At 53.2% G+C, this 25,881-nt stretch carries 26 protein-coding genes; 13 read left to right on the top strand and 13 right to left on the bottom strand.

What is annotated here, in order from left to right; genetic code table 11:
• Nucleotides 1–100: 100 nt before the first annotated feature.
• From CUZ56_RS03520 to CUZ56_RS03505, 4 genes are all read right to left on the bottom strand, one after another.
• Nucleotides 101–934 carry an ABC transporter permease gene (locus CUZ56_RS03520; protein ID WP_126978237.1) on the bottom strand — a complete coding sequence of 278 codons (834 nt, stop codon included), beginning with the start codon at nucleotides 932–934 and terminating at the stop codon, nucleotides 101–103.
• The gene (locus CUZ56_RS03515; RefSeq protein ID WP_126978235.1) at nucleotides 931–1,884 is read right to left on the bottom strand and encodes an ABC transporter permease; all 954 of its coding nucleotides are present in this window, start codon (nucleotides 1,882–1,884) and stop codon (nucleotides 931–933) included. Before CUZ56_RS03515 ends, CUZ56_RS03520 begins: the two co-directional genes overlap by 4 nt.
• 26 nt (nucleotides 1,885–1,910) lie before the next feature.
• On the bottom strand, nucleotides 1,911–3,020 hold the full coding sequence (locus tag CUZ56_RS03510) for an ABC transporter ATP-binding protein (protein ID WP_126978233.1): 1,110 nt from the start codon (nucleotides 3,018–3,020) through the stop codon (nucleotides 1,911–1,913).
• Nucleotides 3,021–3,256: 236 nt separating this feature from the next.
• Entirely contained in the window at nucleotides 3,257–4,399 is a 1,143-nt protein-coding gene (locus CUZ56_RS03505) for an extracellular solute-binding protein (protein WP_126978231.1), read from the bottom strand.
• An 808-nt stretch (nucleotides 4,400–5,207) separates the two neighbouring features.
• On the opposite strand from CUZ56_RS03505, the gene lysM reads away from it, so the two are divergent.
• Nucleotides 5,208–5,669: a peptidoglycan-binding protein LysM gene (gene lysM, locus CUZ56_RS03495; RefSeq protein ID WP_126978227.1), complete on the top strand. Its 462-nt coding sequence runs from the start codon at nucleotides 5,208–5,210 to the stop codon at nucleotides 5,667–5,669.
• Between the two features lie 76 nt (nucleotides 5,670–5,745).
• Here the strand turns inward: lysM and CUZ56_RS03490 are convergent, their stop codons facing one another.
• From CUZ56_RS03490 to yjgA, 4 genes are all read right to left on the bottom strand, one after another.
• Nucleotides 5,746–7,176, bottom strand: a complete 1,431-nt coding sequence (locus CUZ56_RS03490; protein ID WP_126978225.1) for a DASS family sodium-coupled anion symporter — start codon at nucleotides 7,174–7,176, stop codon at nucleotides 5,746–5,748.
• Nucleotides 7,177–7,476: 300 nt separating this feature from the next.
• Entirely contained in the window at nucleotides 7,477–7,854 is a 378-nt protein-coding gene (locus tag CUZ56_RS03485) for a 5-carboxymethyl-2-hydroxymuconate Delta-isomerase (protein ID WP_126978223.1), read from the bottom strand.
• A 46-nt stretch (nucleotides 7,855–7,900) separates the two neighbouring features.
• Nucleotides 7,901–8,503 carry a molybdopterin adenylyltransferase gene (mog, locus tag CUZ56_RS03480; RefSeq protein WP_126978221.1) on the bottom strand — a complete coding sequence of 201 codons (603 nt, stop codon included), beginning with the start codon at nucleotides 8,501–8,503 and terminating at the stop codon, nucleotides 7,901–7,903.
• Nucleotides 8,500–9,027 carry a ribosome biogenesis factor YjgA gene (yjgA, locus tag CUZ56_RS03475; RefSeq protein ID WP_126978219.1) on the bottom strand — a complete coding sequence of 176 codons (528 nt, stop codon included), beginning with the start codon at nucleotides 9,025–9,027 and terminating at the stop codon, nucleotides 8,500–8,502. The genes mog and yjgA overlap by 4 nt, the downstream gene beginning before the upstream one ends.
• An 89-nt stretch (nucleotides 9,028–9,116) precedes the next feature.
• Here yjgA and pmbA point away from each other — a divergent pair, with 89 nt between their 5' ends.
• From pmbA to CUZ56_RS03460, 3 genes are all read left to right on the top strand, one after another.
• Nucleotides 9,117–10,481, top strand: coding sequence for a metalloprotease PmbA (gene pmbA, locus CUZ56_RS03470; RefSeq protein WP_126978217.1), 1,365 nt, complete (start codon nucleotides 9,117–9,119; stop codon nucleotides 10,479–10,481).
• 97 nt (nucleotides 10,482–10,578) lie between these two features.
• Entirely contained in the window at nucleotides 10,579–11,106 is a 528-nt protein-coding gene (ppa, locus tag CUZ56_RS03465; protein WP_126978215.1) for an inorganic diphosphatase, read from the top strand.
• A gap of 106 nt (nucleotides 11,107–11,212) precedes the next feature.
• Nucleotides 11,213–11,581, top strand: coding sequence for an I78 family peptidase inhibitor (locus CUZ56_RS03460; protein WP_126978213.1), 369 nt, complete (start codon nucleotides 11,213–11,215; stop codon nucleotides 11,579–11,581).
• A 103-nt stretch (nucleotides 11,582–11,684) separates the two neighbouring features.
• Here CUZ56_RS03460 and infA read toward each other — a convergent pair whose 3' ends face one another.
• The gene (gene infA, locus CUZ56_RS03455) at nucleotides 11,685–11,954 is read right to left on the bottom strand and encodes a translation initiation factor IF-1 (RefSeq protein WP_126978211.1); all 270 of its coding nucleotides are present in this window, start codon (nucleotides 11,952–11,954) and stop codon (nucleotides 11,685–11,687) included.
• 617 nt (nucleotides 11,955–12,571) lie between these two features.
• Between infA and CUZ56_RS03450 the strand changes: the two genes are divergently transcribed.
• From CUZ56_RS03450 to CUZ56_RS03440, 3 genes are all read left to right on the top strand, one after another.
• Nucleotides 12,572–14,233 carry an NAD+ synthase gene (locus tag CUZ56_RS03450; protein WP_126978209.1) on the top strand — a complete coding sequence of 554 codons (1,662 nt, stop codon included), beginning with the start codon at nucleotides 12,572–12,574 and terminating at the stop codon, nucleotides 14,231–14,233.
• Between the two features lie 19 nt (nucleotides 14,234–14,252).
• Entirely contained in the window at nucleotides 14,253–14,591 is a 339-nt protein-coding gene (locus CUZ56_RS03445; RefSeq protein ID WP_126978207.1) for a P-II family nitrogen regulator, read from the top strand.
• Between the two features lie 269 nt (nucleotides 14,592–14,860).
• The gene (locus CUZ56_RS03440; protein ID WP_126978205.1) at nucleotides 14,861–15,268 is read left to right on the top strand and encodes a surface-adhesin E family protein; all 408 of its coding nucleotides are present in this window, start codon (nucleotides 14,861–14,863) and stop codon (nucleotides 15,266–15,268) included.
• Between the two features lie 200 nt (nucleotides 15,269–15,468).
• On the opposite strand, the gene CUZ56_RS03435 is transcribed toward CUZ56_RS03440, so the two are convergent.
• The gene (locus CUZ56_RS03435) at nucleotides 15,469–16,389 is read right to left on the bottom strand and encodes a LysR substrate-binding domain-containing protein (RefSeq protein WP_204250807.1); all 921 of its coding nucleotides are present in this window, start codon (nucleotides 16,387–16,389) and stop codon (nucleotides 15,469–15,471) included.
• A 160-nt stretch (nucleotides 16,390–16,549) separates the two neighbouring features.
• On the opposite strand from CUZ56_RS03435, the gene CUZ56_RS03430 reads away from it, so the two are divergent.
• The 6 genes from CUZ56_RS03430 (at nucleotide 16,550) to maiA (ending at nucleotide 23,476) form a co-directional block, all read left to right on the top strand.
• The gene (locus CUZ56_RS03430) at nucleotides 16,550–17,923 is read left to right on the top strand and encodes an MFS transporter (protein WP_126978201.1); all 1,374 of its coding nucleotides are present in this window, start codon (nucleotides 16,550–16,552) and stop codon (nucleotides 17,921–17,923) included.
• A gap of 265 nt (nucleotides 17,924–18,188) precedes the next feature.
• Complete coding sequence (locus tag CUZ56_RS03425; protein WP_126978199.1) at nucleotides 18,189–19,577, top strand: MFS transporter; 1,389 nt, start codon at nucleotides 18,189–18,191, stop codon at nucleotides 19,575–19,577.
• Nucleotides 19,578–19,628: 51 nt separating this feature from the next.
• The gene (gene gtdA, locus CUZ56_RS03420) at nucleotides 19,629–20,666 is read left to right on the top strand and encodes a gentisate 1,2-dioxygenase (RefSeq protein WP_126978197.1); all 1,038 of its coding nucleotides are present in this window, start codon (nucleotides 19,629–19,631) and stop codon (nucleotides 20,664–20,666) included.
• Between the two features lie 34 nt (nucleotides 20,667–20,700).
• Nucleotides 20,701–21,402 carry a fumarylacetoacetate hydrolase family protein gene (locus tag CUZ56_RS03415; protein WP_126978195.1) on the top strand — a complete coding sequence of 234 codons (702 nt, stop codon included), beginning with the start codon at nucleotides 20,701–20,703 and terminating at the stop codon, nucleotides 21,400–21,402.
• A gap of 81 nt (nucleotides 21,403–21,483) precedes the next feature.
• Complete coding sequence (locus CUZ56_RS03410) at nucleotides 21,484–22,677, top strand: 3-hydroxybenzoate 6-monooxygenase (RefSeq protein WP_126978193.1); 1,194 nt, start codon at nucleotides 21,484–21,486, stop codon at nucleotides 22,675–22,677.
• A 154-nt stretch (nucleotides 22,678–22,831) separates the two neighbouring features.
• Nucleotides 22,832–23,476 (top strand): maleylacetoacetate isomerase, encoded by a 645-nt coding sequence (maiA, locus tag CUZ56_RS03405; protein WP_126978191.1) that lies wholly within the window; start codon nucleotides 22,832–22,834, stop codon nucleotides 23,474–23,476.
• Nucleotides 23,477–23,540: 64 nt separating this feature from the next.
• On the opposite strand, the gene CUZ56_RS03400 is transcribed toward maiA, so the two are convergent.
• The 3 genes from CUZ56_RS03400 to CUZ56_RS03390 are packed head-to-tail and all read right to left on the bottom strand — an operon-like array spanning nucleotide 23,541 to nucleotide 25,851.
• A complete protein-coding gene (locus CUZ56_RS03400; protein ID WP_126978189.1) occupies nucleotides 23,541–24,473 on the bottom strand; it encodes a diacylglycerol kinase catalytic domain-containing protein in 933 nt (310 codons plus the stop codon).
• 28 nt (nucleotides 24,474–24,501) lie between these two features.
• Entirely contained in the window at nucleotides 24,502–24,786 is a 285-nt protein-coding gene (locus CUZ56_RS03395; protein WP_126978187.1) for a hypothetical protein, read from the bottom strand.
• Nucleotides 24,787–24,813: 27 nt separating this feature from the next.
• A complete protein-coding gene (locus CUZ56_RS03390) occupies nucleotides 24,814–25,851 on the bottom strand; it encodes an SPFH domain-containing protein (RefSeq protein WP_126978185.1) in 1,038 nt (345 codons plus the stop codon).
• Nucleotides 25,852–25,881 lie beyond the last annotated feature (30 nt).

Below are 25,881 nucleotides of genomic sequence, written 5' to 3'. Positions count from 1 at the left end.
CAAAAGTTCGAAGTGTTATCCTTGCAGGGCATGGTTGGATAACACGTTCGATAGCTGAGTTCTATAGACCATTATAACTACGGTCGGTTTTTTGAATGTCCTACCGTCCGAATGTTTCTTTCCATACCCGTTTTTCTCTGCGGGCGATGAGGTAGCTGGCCGCGATGACGGCAACGCTGACCACAATGATGATTACCGTTGACAGTGCATTCACAGTCGGATCAAGCCCGCGCTGGGCCCGGGAGAATATTTCTACCGGCAGGGTGGTTGCAGACGGGCCGGAGAGGAAGGATGCGATTACTACGTCATCTAACGACAAGGTAAAGGTCAGCAGCCAGGCTGCGGCCAGCGACTGGCCTATCATGGGCAGTGTAATCAGATGGAATACCTGAAACGGGCGTGCGCCCAGATCAAGGGCCGCTTCTTCATACTGAAGGTTGATTTCACGCAGGCGTGCCATGATGACCACCGTAGCGTAAGCGGTGCCAACCAGCATATGCCCGACCCAGATGGTGTAGATGTTGCGGCTGCCTTCCAAAGAGAACAGGTTCTGCATGGTAACGACCAGCAGCAGCAATGATAAACCGACAATCACATCGGGCATGACCAGCGGGGCATTGACCATACCCAGAAAAAGCCGGCGGCCTAAAAACTTTTTGTAGCGCAAAATGGTATAGGCTGCCAAGGTGCCTACCAGTACAGAGCCGGTTGCCGACATGGCGGCTACCTTGAGTGATACCCACAGGCTGGCGCCAATGCGCTCGTCGTTGAACAGGGCGCGGTACCATTTCAGGCTGAACCGTGTCCAGTCGTTGATGATGGATGATTCGCTGAAGCTGTATAGAATCAGCGAAATGATCGGCAGGTACAAGAACAGCAGCCCTGCGAATAGCCAGATACGCGAAGTCCAGCGGCCGGTAGCAGAGGATTTCATCGTTTTTCCTCCTTCGCCATGGCGTTATTGAACAGCGCCATGGGCACAATGATGATCATGATCATGACCACAGCCAGGGAAGAGGCCATTGGCCAGTCGTTATTGCTGGAGAATTCGTCATACAGCGTTTGCCCCACAGTCAGTATGCTGGGGTCGCCAAGCAGTTTGGGAATGACGTATTCACCAATGCATGGAATGAATACCAGCATGGAGCCGGCGACAACCCCGGTAACGGAAAGCGGAACGGTAATTTTCCAGAATGTCTGCCAGGGTGTGGCGCCCAGATCCTGCGCAGCTTCCAGCAGCCGATGGTCCATTTTGGAGAGCGTGCCATACAGCGGCAAAATCATGAAGGGCAGATAGGTATAAGTCATCCCGAGCAGCAAAGACAGGGATGTGTACAGGTACTGCCCGGGGTTGCTGATCAGGCCCATGTGAACGAGCAGGCTGTCAAGCCCGAGCGAATGGATCAGCATGCCGACCCAGCCGGAGTTGGCGTCCAGCAGCCCTTTCCAGGCGTAAACACGCAGCAGAAAGCTGGTCCAGAACGGAACCATCACCGCCATAAGCAAAAGGGGCTGAATGGTTTTGGGCGCCCGTGCCATGAAGTAGGCGAACGGGTATCCGATGAACAGGCAAATGGCGGTAGTCACAGCGGCATAGATGACGGAATAGACATAGGTTTCCCAGTAATACCGCTCGGTGAACAGGCGCCAGTAGTTGCTTAGTTTCAGTGTGAAATTTGCGGTTTCTCCGTCACTCAGATTAAACAGGTTGGAGAGCGTGATGCCATCAGGCATGACCACGCGAAAGCTCATTGCCAGCACAATGAGAAATGGCAACAGGAAAAATATCAGTAACCAGGTGTAGGGGATACCGATAACGGCGGTGCGGCCACGCCGGAGTTTTCTCCACTGGCGCTGCATCAAACGAATAGCACGGGTTGTCATGTCTATGCCTTTAACCTTGCTTTGCGTTATTGTGTGAGCACAACCTGGGAGGTATCGGGCCAGTATGCCCAGACTTTGTCACCCCAGGTGGGCGCATTGGCATGGCCCCGTTCGTCGTTTTCAATGTGCACTTTGATCATGGTGCCGCTGCCCAGGCGGATGTGGTACATGGTGAAGCTGCCAAAGTAGGAGAGCTCCGCCACTTCGCCCTGCACCATATTGCCTTGTCCTTCTGGCTGCTCAAAGCTCAGGTCAATTTTTTCCGGCCGGATCGCTACGGTAACTTCCATGCCTTCGTAGCCTGTAACCCCGTGCCCGACATACTGTATACAGTCGGCGCATTCAATGGTCACATGGTCGGCTTTATCTTCCAGAATGGTGCCGGGCATCATGTTGACGCTGCCGACAAAGTTGGCGACAAAGCGGGTTGTCGGGGTTTCATAAATGTCCGCCGGTGTGCCAACCTGCAGGAAGCTGCCTTCGCTCATGACGGCAATGCGGGAGGCCATGGTCATGGCTTCTTCCTGATCGTGTGTGACCATGACGCAGGTCACGCCGACCTGCTCAATGATGTTGACCAGCTCAATCTGGGTGGCTTCACGCAGTTTTTTATCCAGTGCGCCCAGCGGTTCATCCAGCAGCAGCAACTGAGGCCGTTTGGCCAGAGAGCGGGCCAGTGCAACGCGTTGCTGTTGGCCGCCGGAGAGCTGATGCGGTTTGCGTTTGGCGTATTTGGTGAGCTGGGTCAAGCGCAGCATGTCGTCCACACGTTCATTGACCTGGGCCTTGGGGAGTTTGTCACGTTTCAGGCCAAAAGCAATGTTGTCCCAAACACTCAGATGCGGAAACAGCGCGTAGGACTGAAACATCATGTTGACCGGGCGCCGGTAGGGTGGTTCATCGGTCAGGTCTTTGCCGTTGAGCAGAATGCGCCCTGAGGTCGGGGTTTCGAACCCGGCAAGCATGCGCAGCAGTGTACTTTTACCGCAGCCTGATGGGCCCAGGAGGGCAAAAATCTCTCCCCGGGCAACATCCAGGCTGACACGGTCGACAGCGGTAAAGTCATCGTAAGTTTTAACGATAGCGTCAATTCTGAGAAACGCTTCATCGCTGGCCGTAACGGTTTTTTCACTCATTGGGCAATACCTGCGTGAGAAAGTTGGCAAGAATACGGGGCGGTTATAGGCGCCGGGTCTGTTTTCTGGCTATCTGCAAGGTGAAAAGGATTCATTGAATACACACTCCGTCAAGACAGCACAGTTTGCGGCGTCATAACCTGTTAAAAGAGAGATGAAGGGACGTATTCAGGCTGAGCCTGAAAGTACGTCCCTCACAATAGGTAACTCGATATTTTAATGCGTATTGGTAATGATTACCGGTTTGCTTTGAAGTTGGTGAACGTGCGTGTCACCAGACGGCGGGTTGCCTGACTCATTGCATTGGGTGGAATCATGTTGGCGATGGCCTCATCGCTCGGGAAAACGGCTTTATTGGCTGCGATTTCCGGGTTGACATGCGGCAGTGACACCTTGGATGTCGGGTTGGCGTAAAACACCGAATTGGTCAAAGATGCCTGCACCTTGGGATCAAGGATATAGTTGATCCATTTCATCGCATTTTCGGGATGTGGCGCATCTTTGGGGATGGCCATGGTGTCAAAGAACAGCAATCCGCCCATGGCAGGCAGCAGGACTTCAATGTTCTGCGGCTTGCTGGACTGTTGGGACTTATGCGCAGAGATCATCATGTCGCCAGACCAGCCGACCACCACGCACAGCGAGCCGGTGGCCAACTGGTCAATGTAGTCAGAGCCCGAACCAACGAAGCGTGAAACGTTGGGGCGAATGGTACGCAGCATGGTCGCGGCGGCTTCATAATCTGCCGCGTTGGCGCTGTAGGGGTCTTTGCCGACATAACGCAAGGCAATGGGAATGATTTCTGAGGCGGTATCCAGCATGGCAATGCCACAGCTGCGCAGTTTGCCGGAGTATTCGGGCTTAAACACCAGATCCCAGGCATTTTCCGGCATGGGCATGTCACCCAAGGCGGCTTTCACCTGGTCGACATTGATCCCTACGGTGGTATAACCCCACATCCAGTCAACCAGGTGCTTGTTGCCCGGGTCAACGGTGGCAAGCTGTGCCTGAATGGCAGGGTCCAGGTTTCTCAGATTCGGAATTTTGGCAGGGTCCAGAGGCAAAAACAGGCCGGCTTCAATCTGAAGCTTGGCAAAATGGGAGCCCGGGACCACAATGTCATAGCCGGTACGGCCAGCAACCAGCTTGGTGTGCAGCGTTTCGTTGCTGTCAAACGTGTCATAGCGGACTCTGATGCCGGTTTCGCGTTCAAAGTTGGCGATGGTGTCCGGGGCAATGTAATCTGACCAGTTGTAAATGTTGAGGACTTTTTCTTCCTCGGCTTGTGCGGGGGCTGTTGCCAGCATGGCACACGTCAGGCCGACGCTGCCAATCATCAGAGTTACAACACGAGAGAGGCGCTGGGTCATCATTTTCATCTCTGAAGATCTCCTGGTTGTGGGTCAAGCAAAAAGCGTCAAGTGCATTAAAGCATCTGCAGCAGAAATATGCCTAAAGGCATCGGTTATCCCCTGCCAGCCGCATTTTCAACCTGATGCTTTGCGCTGCAAAAGATAATGGGTCCTAAGTATAAACGCACAAACCCGGATTTGTGATGCACATCAACATTCATACCACAAATTCCTATATTTTTATAAATAATTGTTTCAAATGAAATAAATATAGGGTTGTTTTCTTGTCAACCTGCGGGTTCAGATATAAACTGAAATGAAGGTGATCAGGTTGAGGTTCAGCAAAGAATAAAGGACCAGACCGGTTGCCTGAAAGAGTCGCTGTAAAAGAAGCTGGTATGGCCGGCTTGTTACCACACAGAAGGAGGCAGTGGTTCTTTACAGCATGTTGCCTTCAGAAATGTTAAGTGTGCAACTATGTCATTTACAAATGAACACGATTATATTTCGCTGTTGTTGCTGGTTCTCAGTTGTGCATTGCTCTTATTTGGCTACAGCATCCGTTCCAAAGGTGTTGGGCCTTGGGTGATGCTGGTAGGGATTTGCAGCGCATTGGCCATTATTGCGTTCAATATTTTGAGACATACCCGGGTTTTTGAGATATAAATCCAGAGCCTGTGAGGGGCGGTCGCAAAAAAATAAGTGCAGGTTAAGTGACTTTTTGTCTATAAAAACGTGCCTCTCATGGTTTTTCATCGATTTAAGGCGATAACGAGTGTGCTAACATGACCCGTCTGGCTTTCAGCAAGTCTATTTAATCGAAAAGGAGAATGCCATGGGGTTATTTGATTTTGCATCCAACATCGGGAAAAAACTGTTTGGCTCCGATGCCAAACCTGAAGAAGCTGCCGCCAAAATCCAAAAAGAATTGGATGCCGCCCATTTAGGGATTAAAAACCTGACGGTCACCGTGCAGGGCCAGAAGTGCAGCCTGGCAGGCGACTGCCCTGACTTTGTTGCTTTTCAAAAAGCGGTACTGATTGCAGGCAATGTTGAGGGCGTGCAGGAAGTGGAAGCCAAGAAGCTGATCATTGCTTCTGCTGCCCAGGCTGCTGCCGAGCCCAAAGTGGACTACTACATCATTCAAAAGGGCGATACCCTTTCCAAAATTGCCAAGCAGTTTTATGGCAATGCCAATGATTACCCGAAAATTTTTGCTGCCAACAAGGAAGTGATTCAGGATCCGGACAAGATTTTCCCGGGCCAGAAAATTCGCATTCCTGCCAAAGAAGCTTAATCTGTCTTAAGTATGCAGTGAAAATGCCTGGATTTCTCCAGGCATTTTTGTTTGGGGAATGCAAAAGGCTAGCGCTTTACCACAGACCGATCACTTTCCACCATGCCGAGCCCACGCCCAGCCAGATCACCAGACTGATGATGGAGAAAATGAAGCCCATTTTCCACCAGGGCCCTAAAGGCACAAACCCGGCGCCATAAAAAATCGGGCTGGCCGTACCGCTGTAATGGGTGATTGGCAAGCACAGGTTGGCAACAAAGCCCAGTGCCAGTGCGGAGACCATGGGCGGGGCTCCGGCGGCAATCGCAACGCCCAGGAATGCGGCATACATGGCTGCGATGTGCGCGGTCATGCTGGCAAATCCGTAGTGCGAGTACATGTACAGAATGATCAGCACGACCAGTGCGGCAAAACCTGCCACACCAATGGCAGAGATCCAGCCGCTGGCAGATGCGGCAAACCAGCCAATGAAGCCGAGTTTGGAGAGCTGTCCGGCCAGTGCAATCAGCGCGCCCATCCAGATCAGGGTATCCCAGGCGCCGGTTTCATTGAGCATGTCTTTCCATTCAATGACTTTTGTCAGCAGTAGGAACGAAACTGCAGACATGGCAACAGCGGTTGCGTTGAATTTGTTGAATGAAAAGTCCGATGTACACCACAGGAACAATGCCACAGCGAACGTGCATGCCAGAATGATTTCATGTTTGCTCATCGGGCCCATTTCGCGCAGTTTTTGAACTGCCAGGGCTTTGGCTTCGGGTGTCTTTTTGATTTCAGGCGGAAACAGCTTGTAAACCAGCCAGGGGTATAACAGTAGGCACAGTGCTGCCGGTACGCATGAGGCCAGCAGCCAGCCGCCCCATGTGATGTTGATACCGGCATCATTGGCAATTCTGACAATGGCGGCGTTACCGGCCATGGCGGTCATGAATGTGGCACACAGAATGGCTTCACATTGGTAAACGCACTGAATCAGGTAGGCACCTGCACGGCGTGGGTTGTTGTCAGGCTCAGAGCCTAGAGCGGTACTGACACCCCGTACGATCGGGTACATGATGGCGCCTGCGCGTGCACCGCTGGAAGGCGTCAGAGGTGCCAGCACGAGGTCACTGAGCACCAGCGCGTAGCCAACCTTCAGTGTACTGGTGCCCAGTGCACGCAGGAACAGGTAGGCAATACGCTGGCCCAGCCCTGTTTTCAGGAATGCGCGCGAGAAGATGAAGGCCGAAACAATCAGCCACATGGTGGCATCGCCAAACCCGGCGACAACGTCTTTAACAGTCAGCGTATTGGTCAGCGCAATGATGCTGATACCGATAAACGCGATAGCGCCAATTGGCATGGGGCTGAGAATGAACCCCACGATGATGGCAACGGTGAGTGAAAACAGGTGCCATGCTTGTGGCGTAATGGCTTCCGGTAAAGTGATGAACCACGGCAGGCACCACAGGACGACTCCGACCAGGACCGTGATCAGGCCCTTAGCCGTATTGTTTGAGACCGGCATAGTATGCTCCCTGATAAAAAGTGTGATGTGACAGAGGAAATTCTGGCACAGGTGGATTCGCTTTTTGGGAGGGCTGGAGGGTATTTCGAAACTGTCTGATGTAACGCAAATGGTTTGACCGTTTGGTGGGAAGAGGTGTTTCAATTAAGCCATACGTAAGTGATTGAATATGTTGTTTTATATCTGATAGAAGACTGTGTTGGAGGCTGTTTTGAAGCTTGAAATACGGCCTATGCATCAAACAAAACAGGGCCTGATATACAGGCCCTGTTGTCATGAGAAATGATGAAGAAAGGCGGCTTAAAAAGTCTCTTTCATGAACAGATTACGTTCCATGTCGTTGATGTCAGCAGAAGCCTGAATTTCAAGTCCGGCAACAGGCTTCACCTGTTCTCTGAGGACCTGCATGGTGGCTTGTTTGAGCTGCTGTTTGATTTCGGCGGAGCGCCCCGCAAGAATATACACTTTGCAGAATATGAAGGCCTGTTCTGCCTTGTCGTTGGCGTGGGGGCCGCCTACAGCAAACACGTCGTTGCCATGCGCCAGGGTTTTAATGTCGTTTTCCTGAAATACCTTGCTTTCCAGCAGAACCTGATTGATGGCTTTGACCAGTTTTGCAGGTTCAAATGCTTTGTGGCTGACGAGGTTGTTTGAATATTCAACAATCACTTGAGGCACGGTTGATCTCCTTGATGAAATGGTAAGTGTATGGTGTGAAGATATGTCAGTGGCGTTGGGCCGATTTGGGCCGGAATGCTGCGCAGAAGCTGTCATCGGTCACAATGTAAGGTCCTCCGATCAGGTCGATGCAATAGGGTATGGCTGCAAATATGCCGTGCACTGCGGCACTGGTCTGGCTGGCCGGCAGGCCGCCCAATGTCTCGGCAATTGATTTGGGCTGGCCCGGCAGGTTGACGATCAGCGCCTGTTTGCGGACGACTGCAACCTGGCGCGACAGGATCGCGGTGGGGACAAAGTTCAGGCTGATCTGGCGCATCTGCTCTCCAAACCCCGGCATCACCCTGTCGGCCACAGCCAGTGTGGCTTCGGGCGTGACATCGCGCAGCGCGGGGCCGGTGCCGCCGGTGGTGAATATCAGATGGCACTGCTCTGTATCTGCCAGGGTGATCAATGCCGAGCTGATGGTTGCCTGCTCATCGGCAATGAGTTTTTCGGCGTAATGGATCGGGTTACGAATGGCTTTACCCAGCCATTCGCGCAGCGCGGGCAGCCCTTTATCTTCATAAACGCCACTGGAAGCGCGGTCGCTGACGGAAAGCAGCCCGATTTTGACGGGTTCCAGATTTTCGGGGGAAGCGGAAGTCATTGTTCATGTTCCTTGAGAAACTGGAAAAGCTCTCTGTAAGCACGCCCAGAACGCTGCTCTGAGGAGGCTGCTGCGTCTTTGCGGGCCGCGCGGATCAGGCTGCGCAGTTGCTGTATGTCGGCTTGCGGATGCTGGCGCGTCCAGTCGGTCAGCGCCTGTTGTCCATTGTCGCCCTCATCCAGCAGCGTCTGGCGCAGTGTTTCCAGCCGGTGCAGTTGCAGCGTTTGTTCGGCCGAGCCGCGGTGCTGTTCATCCAGTGCGCGGCGGATCGGTTCCGGGTCAACGGAGCGCATCAGTTTGCCAATGTATTGCAGTTGTCTGCGGCGTCCCCCGTGAGCGCTGATGGTTTGCCACTGTTTTAACGCATCCAGCAGTTTTTCCGGCAGGTCCAGCGCTTTGATGCGCTCTTTGGACAGTGTGACAATGGCCGCGCCCAGGTCCTGCAACTCATGCATCTGGCGTTTAAGCTCACTTTTGCTGGGAGGCAAATCCTCTGGGGCGTCAAAATCTTCTGCTTCTGTCATGGTGTCATGCTTCAAGTAAGGGTCTATGCCCGATGGTATAAAGGGGACATCCCTATGAAAACGCGCAAACCAGTATGATAGCTCCCGTTATGAAAGATAAAACACATTCTGATTTATTTGCCTATCGTCCCGAACAATTTGCCGAGGTGACACAGCAAGCGCTTGATTATGCCCGAAAGCTGGGTGCCAGCGATGCCGTGGCCGAAGCTTCTGAGGGCGTGGGCTTAAGTGTATCCGTACGCTGCGGGGATGTGGAAAACGTAGAGCGAAACCGCGATAAGTCGCTGGGGATATCGGTTTATGTTGGACAAAGCAGCGGCAGTGCCAGTACCTCTGATTTCTCCATGGCCGCGCTGCGCAGCACGGTTGAAGCTGCGTACGACATTGCCCGTTTTACCGCCGCAGACCCGTTTGCCGGACTGCCTGACGAACATGAACTGGCGCACGATGTGCCTGATCTGGATCTGTACTATCCATGGTCCATTGGCACCGATGACGCCGCTGCACTTGCCATCAGCGCTGAAACAGCGGCTTTTGCCACGTCCAAGCGCATTACCAATTCAGAAGGTGCCAGCGTTTCGGCACAGCAGTCGCATTTCTGGATGGCCAATACGCGTGGTTTTCGCGGTGGCTATGCCGCCAGCCGCCATTCTATTTCTGTGGCGCCGATCGCCGGCAAAGGTAGTCAGATGCAGCGTGACTACTGGTACAGCTCAATGCGGGATGCCACTGAACTGGCTGCGCCGGAAACCATTGGCCGCTATGCAGCCGAGCGGGCGCTGGCACGTTTGAATGCGCGCCAGATTCCGACCTGCGAATGCCCGGTGCTGTTTGAGTCGCCGCTGGCTGCTGGCTTGCTGGGATCGTTTGTGCAGGCGGTCAGCGGCGGGGCGCTGTACCGGCGTACCAGTTTTCTGCTGGACACTTTGGGGCAGCAGGTGTTTGCACCGCATGTTTTCATTGATGAAAATCCTTATATCCCCAAGGGCCGGGGGAGTTCGCCTTTTGACAGTGAAGGTGTGGCAACGCGTGCCAGACGGGTGGTTGACCAGGGCGTGCTGCATGGCTATTTTCTGGGAACGTATTCCGCACGCAAGCTGGGCATGCAGACAACCGGCAATGCGGGCGGCTCGCACAATTTGCGTTTTGCCAGCAGCCTGACCAATGCACAGGATGATTTGAACGCCATGTTGCGCAAGCTGCATCGCGGCCTATTTGTGACCGAGCTGATCGGGCAGGGCATCAATTATGTAACGGGAGATTACTCGCGTGGTGCGGCCGGCTACTGGGTTGAAAATGGCAAGATTGCCTATCCGGTGCAGGAAATTACCATTGCCGGTAATCTGAAGGAAATGTTCCAAAGCATTGTGGCAATCGGTGCTGATGCTTACACCTATGGCTCTAAAACAGCCGGATCGGTGCTGATTGAACGCATGAAAATTGCCGGTGCATGATGGCTGTCGATAGCCGTTGTTTGTTAAAACCTGCTTTGAAGTCAACGGGTTTTATTCAGAACGTACAATAGATTCATTTTATAAAAGGAGTCAACCAATGAGTTTGAAAGATGTGCCCACCGGCGATAAGGCGCCGGAAGCGTTTAATGTGGTGATTGAAATTTCGGCCAATTCAGATCCGGTGAAGTATGAAGTTGATAAAAAAACCGGTGCGCTGTTTGTTGACCGTTTCATGGGTACCTCAATGAGCTATCCGCTGAATTATGGCTATATTCCGCAAACGCTGGGCGATGATGGTGACCCGCTGGACGTGCTGGTGTATACACCGTTCCCACTGCCTCCAGGGGTGGTGGTGCCGTGCCGCGTGATCGGCCTGCTGAACATGGAAGACGAAGCCGGCGTAGATACCAAGCTGATTGCATTGCCCACAGAAAAAATTCTGCCGCATTTCAAGCATATCCAGAAACTGGAAGACATGAGTGAACTGCTGTTGCAGCAGGTGAAACATTTCTTTGAGCACTACAAAGATCTGGAACCTGGCAAATGGGTGAAAGTAACCGGCTGGGAAGGTGCTGACGCTGCCAAGAAGGCCATTAACCAGGCGGTACAGGCTGCTAAAAAATAAGCAGGTTTTGTCGCTATTGCCAAAGATGCAATAGGCCATGCCTGCCCCCGATGCCAAGGCACACGGGCATGGCGATGTGATGTTTTGATGGAGAAAGGCGTACACCATGTTGAAACCGTTAACACTGATTGCTGTGGCTCTGGTATTGAGTGGGTGCGTGCTGCTGGATGGACCTTCTTCATCAGCACCAGCCAGCCCTCAGCCGCCTGCGGCGGCGCAACAAAACGGTGAAGAACCTGTGGTGTTGCTGCCATCGCCACAAGGGCCACAGGCATCCTGCGAGGCTGAGCATATTCAGTTTGCGATTGGGAAGGTAGCCTCCACCGACCTGCTGGAGCAGTTGCGCCAGAAAACGGGTGCCCGTTATGTACGGATTTTGCAGCCGAACCAGGCGGTGACGCTGGAATTCAACGCAGAACGCGTTAATGTGCTGGTGAACGACGATTTTGTGGTGGAACAGGTCACCTGTAATTGAAGTTGCTGCAAAGGCGGGCCAGCCGGTTCTGATGCGGCACGGACATAAAAAAGAGGATGAATATCATCCTCTTTTTTTATAGGCACAGTATGTTGTGCACAGATCACCGTCTGCGTGCGTATTGCGGATTCGATGATGGGGCAGAGCCCGAACGGTCCAGGTAACGGAAGGTGATGCGGCCTTTTTCCAGGTCGTAAGGGGAGAGTTCAAGCGCCACATGATCACCAGCCAAAATGCGGATGTGGTTCTTGCGCATTTTGCCTGAGGTGTATGCCACCAGTGCATGGCCGTTTTCCAGCGTCACGCGGTAACGGGAGTCCGGCAGCACTTCGTCGACAATGCCCTGCATTTCAATGAGTTCTTCTTTTGCCATAAAAATTCCTTGTCCTTGTTGATGTGCAGTTCACACATCGGCGTTATTCAGACTGTTCTGTCCTCTTGCGGCATCAGTTTTTTGGGTCAACTGAAAAGCATACAAAAGGCCGATTCAGCACTCGCGCGATTTTGCGGTATCGCGCCAGGAGCGGACACTGCCATGTCACGGCACGCTGCGTTTGACAGCATGTGTTCATTTGCACACAGTAGCAACGTTTGCAAAGCGCTGATGTCTGTTGTACTTCTTGCAGATGGATGTGATTGGCGTCACGAGCATCTTGGGTAAGCGAAGAGAATTATGCAATAGGGGGAAAGTTTCTCCGCTGGTCGCCTGCCCCATTCCGGCAGCAATGGGGCTTGAAGCGCTGGTTCAGGCAGGTATGGTCAAAACACAAACTTGCCAGCCAGGTTAACTTATCTATTATACGCTTTCTTGGCCTGTTTTGTACTGAAAGCGTGTTAACGCGCCCTAATGGCTGTGTTTGCTGTTTTGCAGCATGAATAATTGGGCTGCGTGGTTCCGCTGGATAAAAAGAAAACTGTACATGCTACAGGTACTGTGCAGGCGTGACATAATCGAACCTTGTCATTTTTTGTTTAAAGCTGGCCTGATCCATGAAAATAGCTGTAGCCCAGTGCAACCCGGTTGTGGGTGACTTTGAAGGGAATATCCGCCAGATTGTTCAGTCTGCCAGGGACGCTTATGCAGCCGGGGCACGCATACTGGTGACGCCGGAACTGGCCATATGCGGTTATATCCCGGAAGATCTGCTGCTGCGCCCGGCCTTCATGCAGGCCTGCGATGCGGCGCTGGCGCGTATTGCGCAGGAGCTGGCAGCGTTGCAGGATTTTTATCTGGTGCTGGGGCATCCCGTCGGTTCGGGCGAGCGTACCCGGTCATTTGCGGTGCAGTACCGTCATAATGCAGCTTCGGTGATTCATGCCGGGCAGGTGCTGGCAACGTATGCCAAACACATGTTGCCGAATTACCAGGTGTTTGATGAGCGCCGTTATTTCGTGCCCGGTAACAATCCGGTGGTGTTTGAAGTGCAGGGCGTGCGTTATGGGGTGCTGATCTGTGAGGACATCTGGTTTGATGACGCGGCCTTGCAGGCGTGCAAGGCAGGCGCCCAGGTGCTGCTGGTGCCCAATGCATCGCCTTATCATGCCAGTAAACAGGCAGAGCGTGAGCAGCGTCTGGCCGATCTCGCAAGAAAAACAGGCGCATCCATTATTTATGCCAACCTGTTTGGCGGGCAGGATGAGCTGGTTTTTGACGGCGGCTCGTTTGCCGTGAATGCAGGCGGAGAGCTGGCTGCACGTGCAACACAACTGGGGCCTGAGCTGATGCTGGTGGATGCCGGGCAGGGCGGTGCGCTGCAGGGGCAAATCCACCCGCTGCTGAGTGAGGATGAATCGCTGTGGCGCGCGCTGGTGCTGGGGCTGAAAGATTATTTTGTCAAAAACGGTTTCCGTAATGCGGTGCTGGGACTGTCTGGCGGTATTGATTCGGCGCTGGTGCTGGCCATTGCCGTGGATGCGCTGGGCGCTGAACATGTCAGCACCGTGATGATGCCTTCGCCCTATACCGCTGATATTTCCTTGCTGGATGCACGCGATATGGCGCAGCGGCTGAATGTGCGCTATGACGAAGTTTCTATTCTGGATACGTTCAATGCTTTTCGCTCGGCACTGGCCCCGGTATTTCAGGGGATGCCGGAACCTGCCGGCGAAGATACAACGGAAGAAAATATTCAGGCACGGGTACGCGGTACGCTGTTGATGGCCATTTCCAATAAAACCGGCGCACTGGTGTTGACCACCGGCAATAAAAGTGAACTGGCCACCGGCTATTGCACGCTGTATGGCGATATGGCAGGTGGCTTTGCGGTGATCAAGGATCTGGTGAAAACGCGCGTTTACCGGCTGGCCCGCTGGCGCAATGAAAATGATCCTTACGGGCATGGCAAAGAGCCGATTCCCGAGCGCATCATCACGCGCGCACCGAGTGCCGAGTTGCGGCCGGACCAGACCGACCAGGACAGCCTGCCGCCTTACGATGTGCTTGATCAGATCATCGAGCGTTATGTTGAGGAAGACCAGGGTATTGAAGACATTGTGGCAGCGGGGTTTGAGCGCTCTGACGTGGATAAGGTCACGCGTTTGATCAAGCTTAACGAATACAAGCGGCGCCAGGCTCCAGTCGGGATTCGGTTGACCCATCGTGCATTTGGTCGCGATTGGCGTTATCCTATTACTTCCAAATTCCGTGCCTGAAAATAGAGGAGATATTGCATTGAAGCTGATTATGGCAATCATTAAACCATTCAAGATCGAGGACGTGCGCGAGGCATTGACCGAAGCGGGCGTTGGCGGTTTGACGGTAACCGAAGTCAAGGGCTATGGCCGTCAGAAAGGGCATACCGAGCTGTACCGTGGTGCGGAATATGTAGTGGATTTTTTACCCAAACTGAAAATTGAAGTGGTGGTGGCTGACGCCGATGTGGAGCGCTGTGTGGACGCCATCATGAATGTGGCCCAGACTGGCAAAATTGGTGACGGCAAAATTTTTGTGCTGCCGGTTGAGCAGGCCATCCGCATCCGTACCGGAGAAGCCAACGAACAGGCGCTGTAGCCTGCCAGTTGCTTGTGACAGAAAAATTCTGGCGCCAACCGGTGTAAGCCATGGCGCCGGTTTTGTTTTTAAATGGCCCGGCTTTTGCCAATGGCATGCTTGATTTACAATGCACAAAACAGCAATATGCAACTTTTGCATGGGAGCCGTGCTCTGAATAGCGTACATGCTGTTGCTGGCATCGGCCCAGTTTGTATAATGGGCTGTTCGATTCCCAAACCTCAGGCAGGTGGGGGTTCCACCTGATATATTTTCCGGGAGACCAAAATATGAAAAAACTTGCTTTATCCATGGGGCTGGCTGCGCTGGTCTTATCTGCATGCAGTACCACCGGCCAACCGCAAGGACCTGACTGGCAGGCCTATCATAACGAAGGCGGCTTTGATTTTTATGTTGATAAAAACAGCGTCAAACCTGTCGAGGGGCAGACCAACTGGCGCAGCGCCATGATTGCTGTGCAGGGTGGCAGTATCACGTATGAAGGTCAGGCTGCCGGGTCGCTGGCAATCAATATCACCGTAGACTGTGCCCAGCAAAGCGGACGCAGTGACCGTTATGCGTTTTATGAGGCTCCGCTGGCCCAAGGTAAATTGTTGGGTGAGCAGGCCGGATACAACGAGTTCAAAAAAGCAGAAATTCCTGCTGACGTTGCCATGCTGAATGTCATCTGCAAGTAAGCCAGAACAATTGAGTGCGCTCAATGCAGCCTGTCATTTTTGGTCAAAATGGCAGGCTGTTTTCATGATGCTTCTGTTGGCTTAAAAGATTTTTTCTGGCGTTATTCTTTGCTGCAACAACGGTGCTTTACCTGTCCTGTTTCGATTCAAACAGCTATGCTCTGAGTTATGAGGGGAGCATAAGCGTGGTATGCGCTAACTCATTTGTCGCTTTGCTGAGAGAGAGAAATCAGATGGTCCAGAAATGCCTGTAGAACATCAGAGGGTTGTTCATTCTGGCGCCAGAATACACCCACGCTGCCCTGTTGGGCGATATGCGGCAGGTTCAGAATGGTGAGTTGCTTCTCCGCAGCATAACTTTGTGCCAGGCGCTGTGAAAGGATGCCGACCATATCACTGGCCTGCAGCATGCGCAGGGACACACTCATGGAGCCTGATTCGATATGGTCAGGTGGCATCATCATGCCGTTGGCTACCAGCGCATTGTCAATGCTGACGCGTATTGGTGTGCCGGTGGGCCAGACGATCCATATCCATTGTGCCAGTTGGCGCCAACTGACTTCTTTTTCGGCGGCCAACGGGTGGCCGCAACGTGCAACAAAACAGATCGGTTCACTGTACAGCACGCGGTAATTCAGCGGCAGTGCCAGTGCGTTGCCGCCAATGCGCCCGACCACCACGTCAATCTGCCCTAAAAGCAGGTGTTCCAGCAGCGGCGTCATCACGCTTTCAAAAATGCGCAGATGAATCTTCGGGTGGTCCTGCATCAGGTTGAGCATGGCCTGTGCCACAATATCGGTGGCGACCGGTGAGCTGCCCACCATCAGGCTGCCCTGTACCCCGCCTTTAAACAGTTCGATGTCTTCCCGCGAGCGCTCCAGATCATTCAGTATGCGCCGGGCGTGTTTGATGACCAGCAGCCCCCCGGGCGTTGGCCGTATGCCTTTGCTGTGCCGCTCGAATAAAGGAATGCCGACCTCTTCTTCCAGCCCGGTCAGCCATTTGGAAAGCGCCGGCTGGGTAATGTTCATCAGCTCGGCAACCCGGGTCAGGTTGCACTGGTCAGCCAGTGTGACAAGTATTTGCAGGTGATGGAATTTGAGTTTTTGTGTCCAGTCCATTATTGATATAACCTGAATGTTATGACCGTGCTGAAAATATCATTATATTTTCAATACAACAACCTACACAATACGTAAAACCCAGCAAGCGCAGACTTGCCATTACACATCAAAAAAACGGCAGGCCATGTATCTGCCTCCCCCATACGGAGACAACACCATGCAATCTTCTCAACCGCATGCCGTGAATGTGCAACAAGCCATTGACGACGCCAAAGTGACTTCTTTGCAGTGGAAAGTGCTGATCTGCTGCTTTCTGATTGTGGCCACCGATGGCCTTGATACCGCCGCTATCGGCTTTATTGCCCCGGCTATCATGGCGGAATGGGGCTTAAGCCGCCCGGCGCTCACACCACTGTTCATGGCCGGACTGTTTGGCCTGACAGTGGGGGCGCTGCTGTTTGGCCCGCTGGCCGACCGCCTGGGGCGCAAAAAAATACTGATATTCAGCACGTTTTTCTTTGGCCTGATGAGCCTGCTGTCGGCATTTTCTCCCGATATGACTGTGTTGACCCTGCTGCGTTTTCTGACCGGTCTGGGCCTGGGCGGAGCGATGCCGACCGCAATCACGCTGACGTCTGAATTTTTACCGGTGCGCCGCCGCTCCGCTTTGGTGACGCTGATGTTCTGCGGCTTTACGCTGGGTTCGGCACTGGGGGGGATTTTAACCGCCCAGTTGCTGCCGTATATTCACTGGCAGGGCATTCTGGTACTGGGCGGCGTATTGCCTCTGGCTCTGGTGGTGGTATTACTGATGGTGCTGGAAGAGTCGCCCCGTTACCGTATTCTGCGGCAGCACCCGGCTGAAAAGGTGGCTGCATTGATGCGCAAAGTAACCGGTGTGGCGTATGCCGACCAGACCCGGTTTTTTCTGGAAGAATCAAAAACCGGTAAAAGTGCCATCTCTGCGCTGTTTCAAAAAGGGTTGCTGCTGGTCACACTGGTGCTGTGGTGCGCCTTTTTCATGAGCCTGCTGGTGATTTATATGCTGTCAAGCTGGCTGCCCACGCTGCTGGAGGGAATCGGCATTGACCTCTCGCATGCTTCCTGGGTGACGGCTTCTTTCCAGATCGGGGGCACTCTGGGAGCGTTGTTCCTTGGGTTCATGATGGATAAAAAGAGCCCCTACAAGGTACTGATTGCCAGCTATGCCATTGGCGGCCTGCTGATTGCAGCGATTGGTGTCTCCAGTTCGTCGATGGTGCTGCTGGTACTGGCAATTTTTGGTGCCGGCGTGGGGGTCAGCGGTGCGCAGGTCGGATTTAATGCATTGCTTGCAACGCTGTACCCGACCGAGTGCCGTGCAACGGGCGTCAGTTGGTCAAACGCCTGGGGGCGCTGTGGTGCCATTTTTGGTGCACTGGCTGGCGGTACCATGATTTCATGGGGGCTCGACTTCAAAACTATTTTCCTGCTTCTGGGAATCCCGGCGTTGATTACCGCCGTGTGCCTGATGGTTCTGTTTGTGATTGCCCAGCGCAAAAAAGCGCAGGTTGTGGTGACACCGATCAAATTTCAAATGGAAGGCGCCTGAGGGTGCAGCAAGCCTGACCCGTGGGACTGATGTGCCGTTCCATGGGGCATCTGGCTCTGCATGTGCCGGGGTGCATGCAGGGCAGCGGTGTTGTCAATGTGGAATTCATTTGATATAACCAAAAAGTTATGGCTGTGTTAAAAATACCATTTTATTTTCAACCCTGGGAGATGCACAATACATTCAGCCTTAGAGTCATTGAGGCCTAAAAAAGAAAAATGAGCTCAGCCAAAGGGCAGGGCTCAGATGAAATGGAGACAACATCATGACAAGCAACCAGTCTGATGCAATCAATATACAAAAAGCGATTGATGCCGCACCCATATCGCCGTTTCAGTGGAAGATACTGATCTGTTGCTTCCTGATTGTGGCAACAGATGGGTTGGATACTGCCGCGATTGGTTTCATTGCACCGGCCATTATCAGTGACTGGGGGCTGAGCAAGCCGGCGTTGACACCGTTATTCATTGCAGGCTTGCTCGGGCTGACGCTGGGTGCACTGGTTTTTGGTCCGCTGGCGGACCGGATCGGGCGCAAGAAAGTATTGGTCTTCAGCACGTTTTTCTTTGGCCTGATGAGCCTTTTCTCTGCGTTTTCTCCTGACATGACCGTTTTGACCGTACTGCGGTTTCTGACTGGCGTGGGGCTTGGAGGCGCCATGCCCACGGCCATTACACTGACTTCAGAATTTTTGCCGATGCGCCGCCGCTCCGCGCTGGTGACACTGATGTTTTGTGGTTTTACCTTAGGTTCTGCCTTGGGCGGTATTCTGACTGCACAGTTGCTTCAACATATCAACTGGCATGGTATTTTGGTCATTGGCGGTGTATTGCCGCTGCTGCTATCTGGCGCATTGCTGTATTTTCTGGCAGAGTCACCGCGTTACCGGATTTTGCGCCAGCATGCGCCGCATCTGATTGGCTCTGTGCTGCAAAAAATCACCGGGCAGGTTTATACCCAGAATACGCGTTTTTACCTTGAAGAGCGCAAAACAGGCAAGGGTGCCGTGACGGCATTGTTTCAGAATGGCCGGGTGTTCATGACACTGGTGCTGTGGTGTGCTTTTTTCATGAGTTTTCTCATTATTTACATGCTTTCAAGCTGGCTGCCAACGTTATTGCAGGGTATCGGTGTCGATCTCTCGCATGCGTCGTGGGTGACGGCTTCATTCCAGATTGGCGGTACTGTCGGGGCCGTGTATCTGGGTTACCTGATGGATAAAGTCAATCCGTATCGCGTGCTTGTGATCAGCTATGTTGCCGGGGCCGTTTTTATCGCGCTGATTGGCATCACCACGGCTTCAACGCTGTTGCTGGTGCTGGTGATATTTGGCGCAGGGGTTGGCGTAAGTGGTTCTCAGGTGGGGTTCAATGCATTATCGGCTATCCTGTATCCTACGGAGTGTCGGGCTACAGGCGTCAGCTGGTCAAATGCATCGGGCCGTTGTGGTGCCATTTTTGGTGCCCTGGCCGGTGGCACCATGATTTCATGGGGGTTTGATTTTTCAACCATCTTCATGTTGCTGGCCGTTCCTGCACTGATTACCGCCATCTGTCTTGGTATTCTGTTCATGTTTGCACAGACGAAAAAGCGCAGGGCGTTATCACAACCAGGTTTTCAAATCAGAACAGCAGCTTCCCAGGAAGCTGTATAAGTGGCAGTATGTTATTAAAAAACTGCCTTAACATCCATAGGAGATAGCACGATGAACAATATTACCGATCCGGTCATCCAGCAACGGCAGGAATTTTATGGAGAGATCAGCAAGATCGATATGGTTCCACTGTGGGAGTCTATCCATTCGCTGGTTACAACCAAGCCTGAAATCAAATACACCGCACATCTGTGGAAATACGCGCAGATCAGACCGCACCTGATGCGCAGTGGTGAACTGATTGGCGCGCGTGAAGCCATTCGCCGTGTGCTGGTGCTGGAAAATCCTGAAATGCGGGGCTCGTTTGTCATTACGCCCACGCTGTATGCCGGCCTGCAGTTGATTCTGCCAGGTGAAGTGGCGCCGAGCCATCGGCATACACAGTCGGCCATGCGTTTCATTGTAGAAGGCTCTGGCGGGTTTACGGCCGTGGATGGTGAGCGCACCATGATGCATGAAGGCGACTTGATTCTGACACCGCAATGGCGCTGGCATGACCACGGCCATGTGGGCAATGAACCTGTGGTGTGGCTGGATGCGCTGGATCTGCCGATGGTGAATAACTTCGGCGCGGCATTTGCCGAAACCTATCCTGATGAACAGCAGCCGGTGACACGTCCGGAAGGCGATTTTGAAGCGCGTTATGCCGCCAACATGCTGCCGGTGCGTTATCAGTCCGGCAATTCTTCGCCGATCTTCAACTACCGTTATGACCGCAGCCGCGAAGCGCTGGAACAACTGCGTAAAAACGGCCCGATGGACGAATACGAAGGCTTCAAGCTGCGTTATGTGAATCCGGCCAACGGCAAGGATACCATGCCGACCATCGCGACTTTCCTGCAACTGCTGCCCAAGGGGTTCAATGGCAAAAAAGCCAGAAGCACCGATGGTACGGTTTATCACGTGGTGGAAGGCAACGGCAAAGTGCATATTGGCGAGAAGACGTTTGACTTCACCAAAAAAGATGTGTTTGTGGTGCCTTCATGGGAGCCGGTCAGCTTTGAAACCAGCGAAGATGTGGTGCTGTTCAGCTTTTCAGACCGTCCGGTACAGGAAGCGCTTGGCCTGTTGCGTGAATCACGCGCATGATTTTGTTCAATAAAACAGATAAGGAAGTCTTGTTGTGACTCAGTTTCTTTTCTCCCCAGAAGCCCCGGTGGGCGTTCCCGTTGTTGGCAGCGACAAACAGTTTCCGGTGCGGCGGGTTTATTGTGTAGGGCGTAACTATGCAGCGCATGCGCGCGAAATGGGATTTGACCCCGATCGCGAACCGCCGTTCTTTTTCTGTAAGCCGGCAGGCGCGGTTGTGCCTGTCAAGGCGGGTGAAACGCTGTCTTTGCCATACCCGGCGCAGACGGACAACTACCACTATGAAATTGAACTGGTGGTGGCAATTGGCAAAGGCGGCAGCGATATCGCTGAAGCCGATGCATTGAGCCATGTGTTTGGTTACGCGACGGGCCTGGACATGACCCGGCGTGATCTGCAGATGGAAATGCGCAAGATGGGCCGCCCTTGGGAGATTGGCAAGGCGTTTGACCTGTCTGCCCCGATTGCACCGCTGCATCCGGCTGACCAGGTCAAAGATATTCACAATGCAGCGCTATGGCTGAAGGTTAATGGTGCAGACAAGCAGCGCAGCAATGTCAACTGCCTGATTTGGTCGGTGGCTGAAACCATCAGCTATCTGTCAAAATACTTCCGGCTTGAAGCTGGTGACCTGATCTATACCGGCACGCCCGAAGGTGTCGGGCCGGTGGTCAAGGGTGACCTGATGGAGGGTGATGTACAGGGGCTGACACCTCTGCATGTGAAAGTCGTCTGATAAGTGTGTATGCAGCCGCTCTCGCAGAAGAGCGGCGCAACCCCATGGTGGTGGTATTCAATTAAAAGAGAGGTAGACAACATGAGTAACAGAAAAAAAGCAATTGTGGTGGGCGGTGGTATTGGCGGTGCGGCAGCAGCATTGTCATTGGCGCAGTGCGACATTGAAGTGTTGCTGTTGGAACAGGCGCACGAAATCGGTGAAATTGGTGCTGGTATCCAGCTGGGCCCGAACGCGTTTTCGGCACTGGACAGCCTGGGTGTGGGTGAAGTGGCGCGTTCACGTGCTGTCTTTACTGACCATATCACCATGATGGATGCCGTCAATGGTGAACAGGTGGTGCGTGTGGATACCGGCAAGGAATTCCGTGAATGTTTTGGCGGCCCTTACGCGGTGATTCACCGGGTTGATATCCATTCCAGCGTGTGGGAAGCTGCTGAAGTACACCCGTTGATTCAGTACAAAATCTCGACCAAGGTAGATCAGGTGCATGCTGACGAAAAAGGCGTGCGGGTGACAGATACCAATGGTAATGTGTATGAAGCCGATATGCTGATTGGTGCGGATGGCGGCAAGTCTGTGGTGCGCAAATATACCGTGGGGGATGGCCCGCGCGTGACCGGCCATGTGGTTTACCGCGCGGTGATTGAGCGTGACAACATGCCTGAAGACCTGCGTATCAATGCGCCGGTGCTGTGGGCTGGTCCCCAATGCCACCTGGTGCACTATCCTTTGCGTGGCGGCTCCCAGTACAACCTGGTGGTTACTTTCCATAGCCGCAAGGAAGAGGAATGGGGTGTGACCGATGGCAGCAAGGAAGAGGTGTTGTCCTACTTCCAGGGCATTCATCCGCGCCCCGCGCAGATGCTGCAAAAACCCACCTCATGGCGGCGCTGGGCGACAGCCGATAAAAACCCGGTTGCGGCATGGGGCCGTGATACGGTCACGCTGCTGGGAGATGCGGCGCATCCGGTAGCACAATACATGGCACAGGGGGCCTGTATGGCGTTGGAAGATGCGGTTACTCTGGGTTCTGCGATCCGCAAGTGCGAGGGCGATATCCGGGCCGCGTTCAAACTGTATGAGTCGGTACGCATTCCACGTACGGCACGCATTGTACTTTCCACCCGTGAAATGGGGCGCTTGTACCATGCGGATGGTATTGAGCGCGATGTGCGTAACCTGCTTTGGAAAAACAAGTCACAGGACTTTTTCTACAAAGCGATTGACTGGCTGTATGGCTGGAAAGAAGAGAACTGTCTGGTGCCGCGTTAATTTGACGCATGCATTCAGATAATAGAGAAAATATAAAAAAATAGAAATGCGGGATCAAGGTTGTTTTTGGGCAGTCAGCACCTTGATGACCGCATTGCGTGTTTACAGGAACACGGGTTATTTGTCATGATTAACTGTTCTGAAAAGGAAGACGATGAAGCTTTACAGCTTTTTTAACAGCTCTGCCTCTTACCGCGTGCGTATTGCACTGGAGCTTAAAAAAATCAAATACGACCTGCAGGGAGTGAATATCCGCCTTGGCGAGCAGAATGCGCCAGGGTATCGGGAACTGAATCCGATTGCACTGGTTCCGGCATTAGACGGTGTGCCTGAAGGGCCGGTCGGGCAGTCGCTGGCGATCATCGATTATCTGGATCAGAAATACCCCGAGCCCCGGCTGATTCCGCAGCAGCTTAAGCAGCGCGTGCAGGTGCTGGAGATTGCCTATGCCATTGCCTGCGATATCCACCCGGTGAACAACATGCGCATTCTCAAGTACCTGAACAATGAGCTGCAGGTCAGTGCCGAGCAGAAACAGGACTGGTATGCCCACTGGATTGCAGAAGGTCTGCAGGCCGTGGAGCAGTTGCTTGCCAATGCCGGAGCAGACAAGTTCTGTGTTGGCAATACGGCGACAATGGCTGATTGCTGCCTGATTCCGCAATGGGCCAACGCTGCCCGCATGAATTGTGACCTGAGCGCTTATCCGCTGTGCCGCAAAGTGTATGAGCATTGCAGCAGCCTGCCGGAATTCAAGGCAGCCGCACCGGAAAACCAGCCTGACTACCTCAAGCCCTGATGTTGCATGGCATAAAGAAAACCGGCAGTTTGATACGGCCGGTTTTTTTATTGTGCCGGGGCTCTTAAATAACCAGTTGCCCCTGTTCTGCTGCAATGGAAATCTGCGCTTCCATGCCGGCGTTGAACTCCACATAATCGCGGTACATGCCATCAGAGAAAATCACCCCGTTGTCTGCCATGCGTGAGCGCAGTTTCAAAGGCTCCTGTTTGCTGACTTTGCCAAATACCAGCTCGGTTTGTGTGGCATGGCTGGGAAATGGTTCACGTACCGCAAACAGCAGTTGTTCTGAATTCCATGCCAGCGGTTTGTATTTCCAGGTGAATGAAGGCAGCGATGCCTGTGCCACCATCATCGAGCCGGTGACAATGCTTTTGATCCAGGCGGTGGAGCCCAGGCCGGTTGAAACAATGATGCCCGATGAAGACTGAAATTCGTGCTGCTCTCCAAGCGTGATGTCGTACAACGCCGAGGTGTGGTGCTGCGGGCCGATGAACAGATCGTTCACGGCACGCAGCACCTGCCCGTTGGACAGGGTGGCCTGCGCCATGGTGATGGCCCTGGTTTTTCTGCGTCTGCGTGCGGTATCATTCAGAATGTGCTGAAAGTCCGGTGCGGTAAATGGCAGCAAAATACCATCCCAGCGTTTGGGCTCAGGGTTGATGCCAATGACAGGTTGCCCGTGCAGGTACTTCAGCGTGTTGGCTACCAGCCCATCCTGGCCCAGCGTAACGACAATGTCATCTTCAGCAAAACAGTAGTTGGGTACCAGATGGCGCTCAACGATCTGGTAGCGGCCCCAGGCCTGCAACACTTCCACCACCTGCCGCAGGCTTTGCGCATAGGCTTCATTCTCGCGCAGGTAGTCTGAAAAATCGGCACCCAGATGCTCGATGTAAAACCTGGCCTGCGCCAGCGTGTGATAGCGCTGTATCAGTTCTTCCAGCCGGGTCTGGCGGGTGATCAAGACCACTTTGCGTTCGGTTGCATTGCTCATCGTGGTGCTCCTTTTTTATTTGCAGGTGTCAACAGCACAGGTACAGGTTGTTGGACTCATCGGCATATTCGGCTTTCCAGTAGTGCGGATCGTTGATATCGTGGTATTCAATACCGTTGAGGGGGTGGGGTATGGGCGTTTTAAAAGGCCAGACCAGAAAAACCATGACGCTGCCTTCACGCGGATAATCTCCTTCGTAGATTTTGGCGATCTGGTTGCCTGCTTCCAGTTCCTGTTTCAGGATGTTTTGCAAGGGGCCATGGAATTTTTCCCAGAAGTCAGCGCTCAATGCGATGTAGTTATGGCTTTTCATCCTGCCGTTCCTTTCAATTAAGCGTTGTCATTGCTTTTTGCCAGAGGGCGCAGATGAGCTGCGCATCAATGTATTAAGCAGATCGGGCGAGACGTTGAGTTGTCCGATACGCTCGGCTTTTTCGGCGATACCGCCGAATGCCTGCGCAATGAGCTGGCCGGGCTGCATCCCGATGGCGGCAAGTGCCTGCACCACGCGCGGATCGGCTTTGTCCAATGCCTGCATCAGTGCCTCCACCTTGTAAGCCTCTGCTTCGGCGTTGGCACGGGTGTTTTCCACCTGCGACTGTACAAACGCCTTGCGTTTTTCTTCCAGGTCAATGTCAGAACTCATCTGTTCATTACGCAGTTCGTTGTCTTTACGCATACGGGCCGCTTTCATGGCCATCTGCGCAGCCTGGATTTCGCTTTTCTTTTCTTCGACGGCAATTTCGGTATCCAACTCATTTTGCCGGATGGCACGCTCGTTTTCCACTGCAGACATTCGGCGTGAATAAATAGCCTCGTCCGCCGCTTTAAGGTGTGCTTCACGGGCCTGGGCTTCCAGTGCGCGTGCAATGTCAGGCGTGGGTTTGATGGCAACAATGGAAACGCCAAGAATCTCAAGCCCTAATGCTTCAATCTCAGACTGTTGTTGCAGGCTTTGTGCTGTGATCTGTGCAATCTGGGCGGCAGCACATAACGCCTCTTTTAAAGTCATGCTCTGTACCGTACGCTGAATGATGACCTCTGTTTGCATGACGATGCGATCACCTAACCGGGCAGGGTCTTCCGATACATAACGCTTGCCATTTGACGTTAAAGAAAAATCCATCATTTTGGCAATGTGCTCAGGCTTTGTGATGCGGTAGGTGACCTGGCCCTGCACGGTAATTTCCTGAAAGTCAGCGGTGGACATGTTCAGCATAAAGGGGCTGTCCTGGCTGCTGACCGGTACGGCAACCAGTGTCGAGGCGGGGGCGTAATAGAAAAATGACTGGCCTGCGCCTTGCCGGACGACTTTGCCGCGGTTGAACTGCATAAGGTATACCGTGGGCTGTGATTTGATATATTGAATTCCAAACATGTTGTTCTCCTAAGGTTGCATTGTGCAACT

Origin of the sequence: Saezia sanguinis (genome assembly GCF_003991585.1) — a bacterium.
Lineage (GTDB): Bacteria > Pseudomonadota > Gammaproteobacteria > Burkholderiales > Burkholderiaceae_C > Saezia > Saezia sanguinis.
The sequence above is the reverse complement of the archived record's forward strand: the minus strand, read 5'-3'. Positions and strand labels throughout refer to the sequence as shown.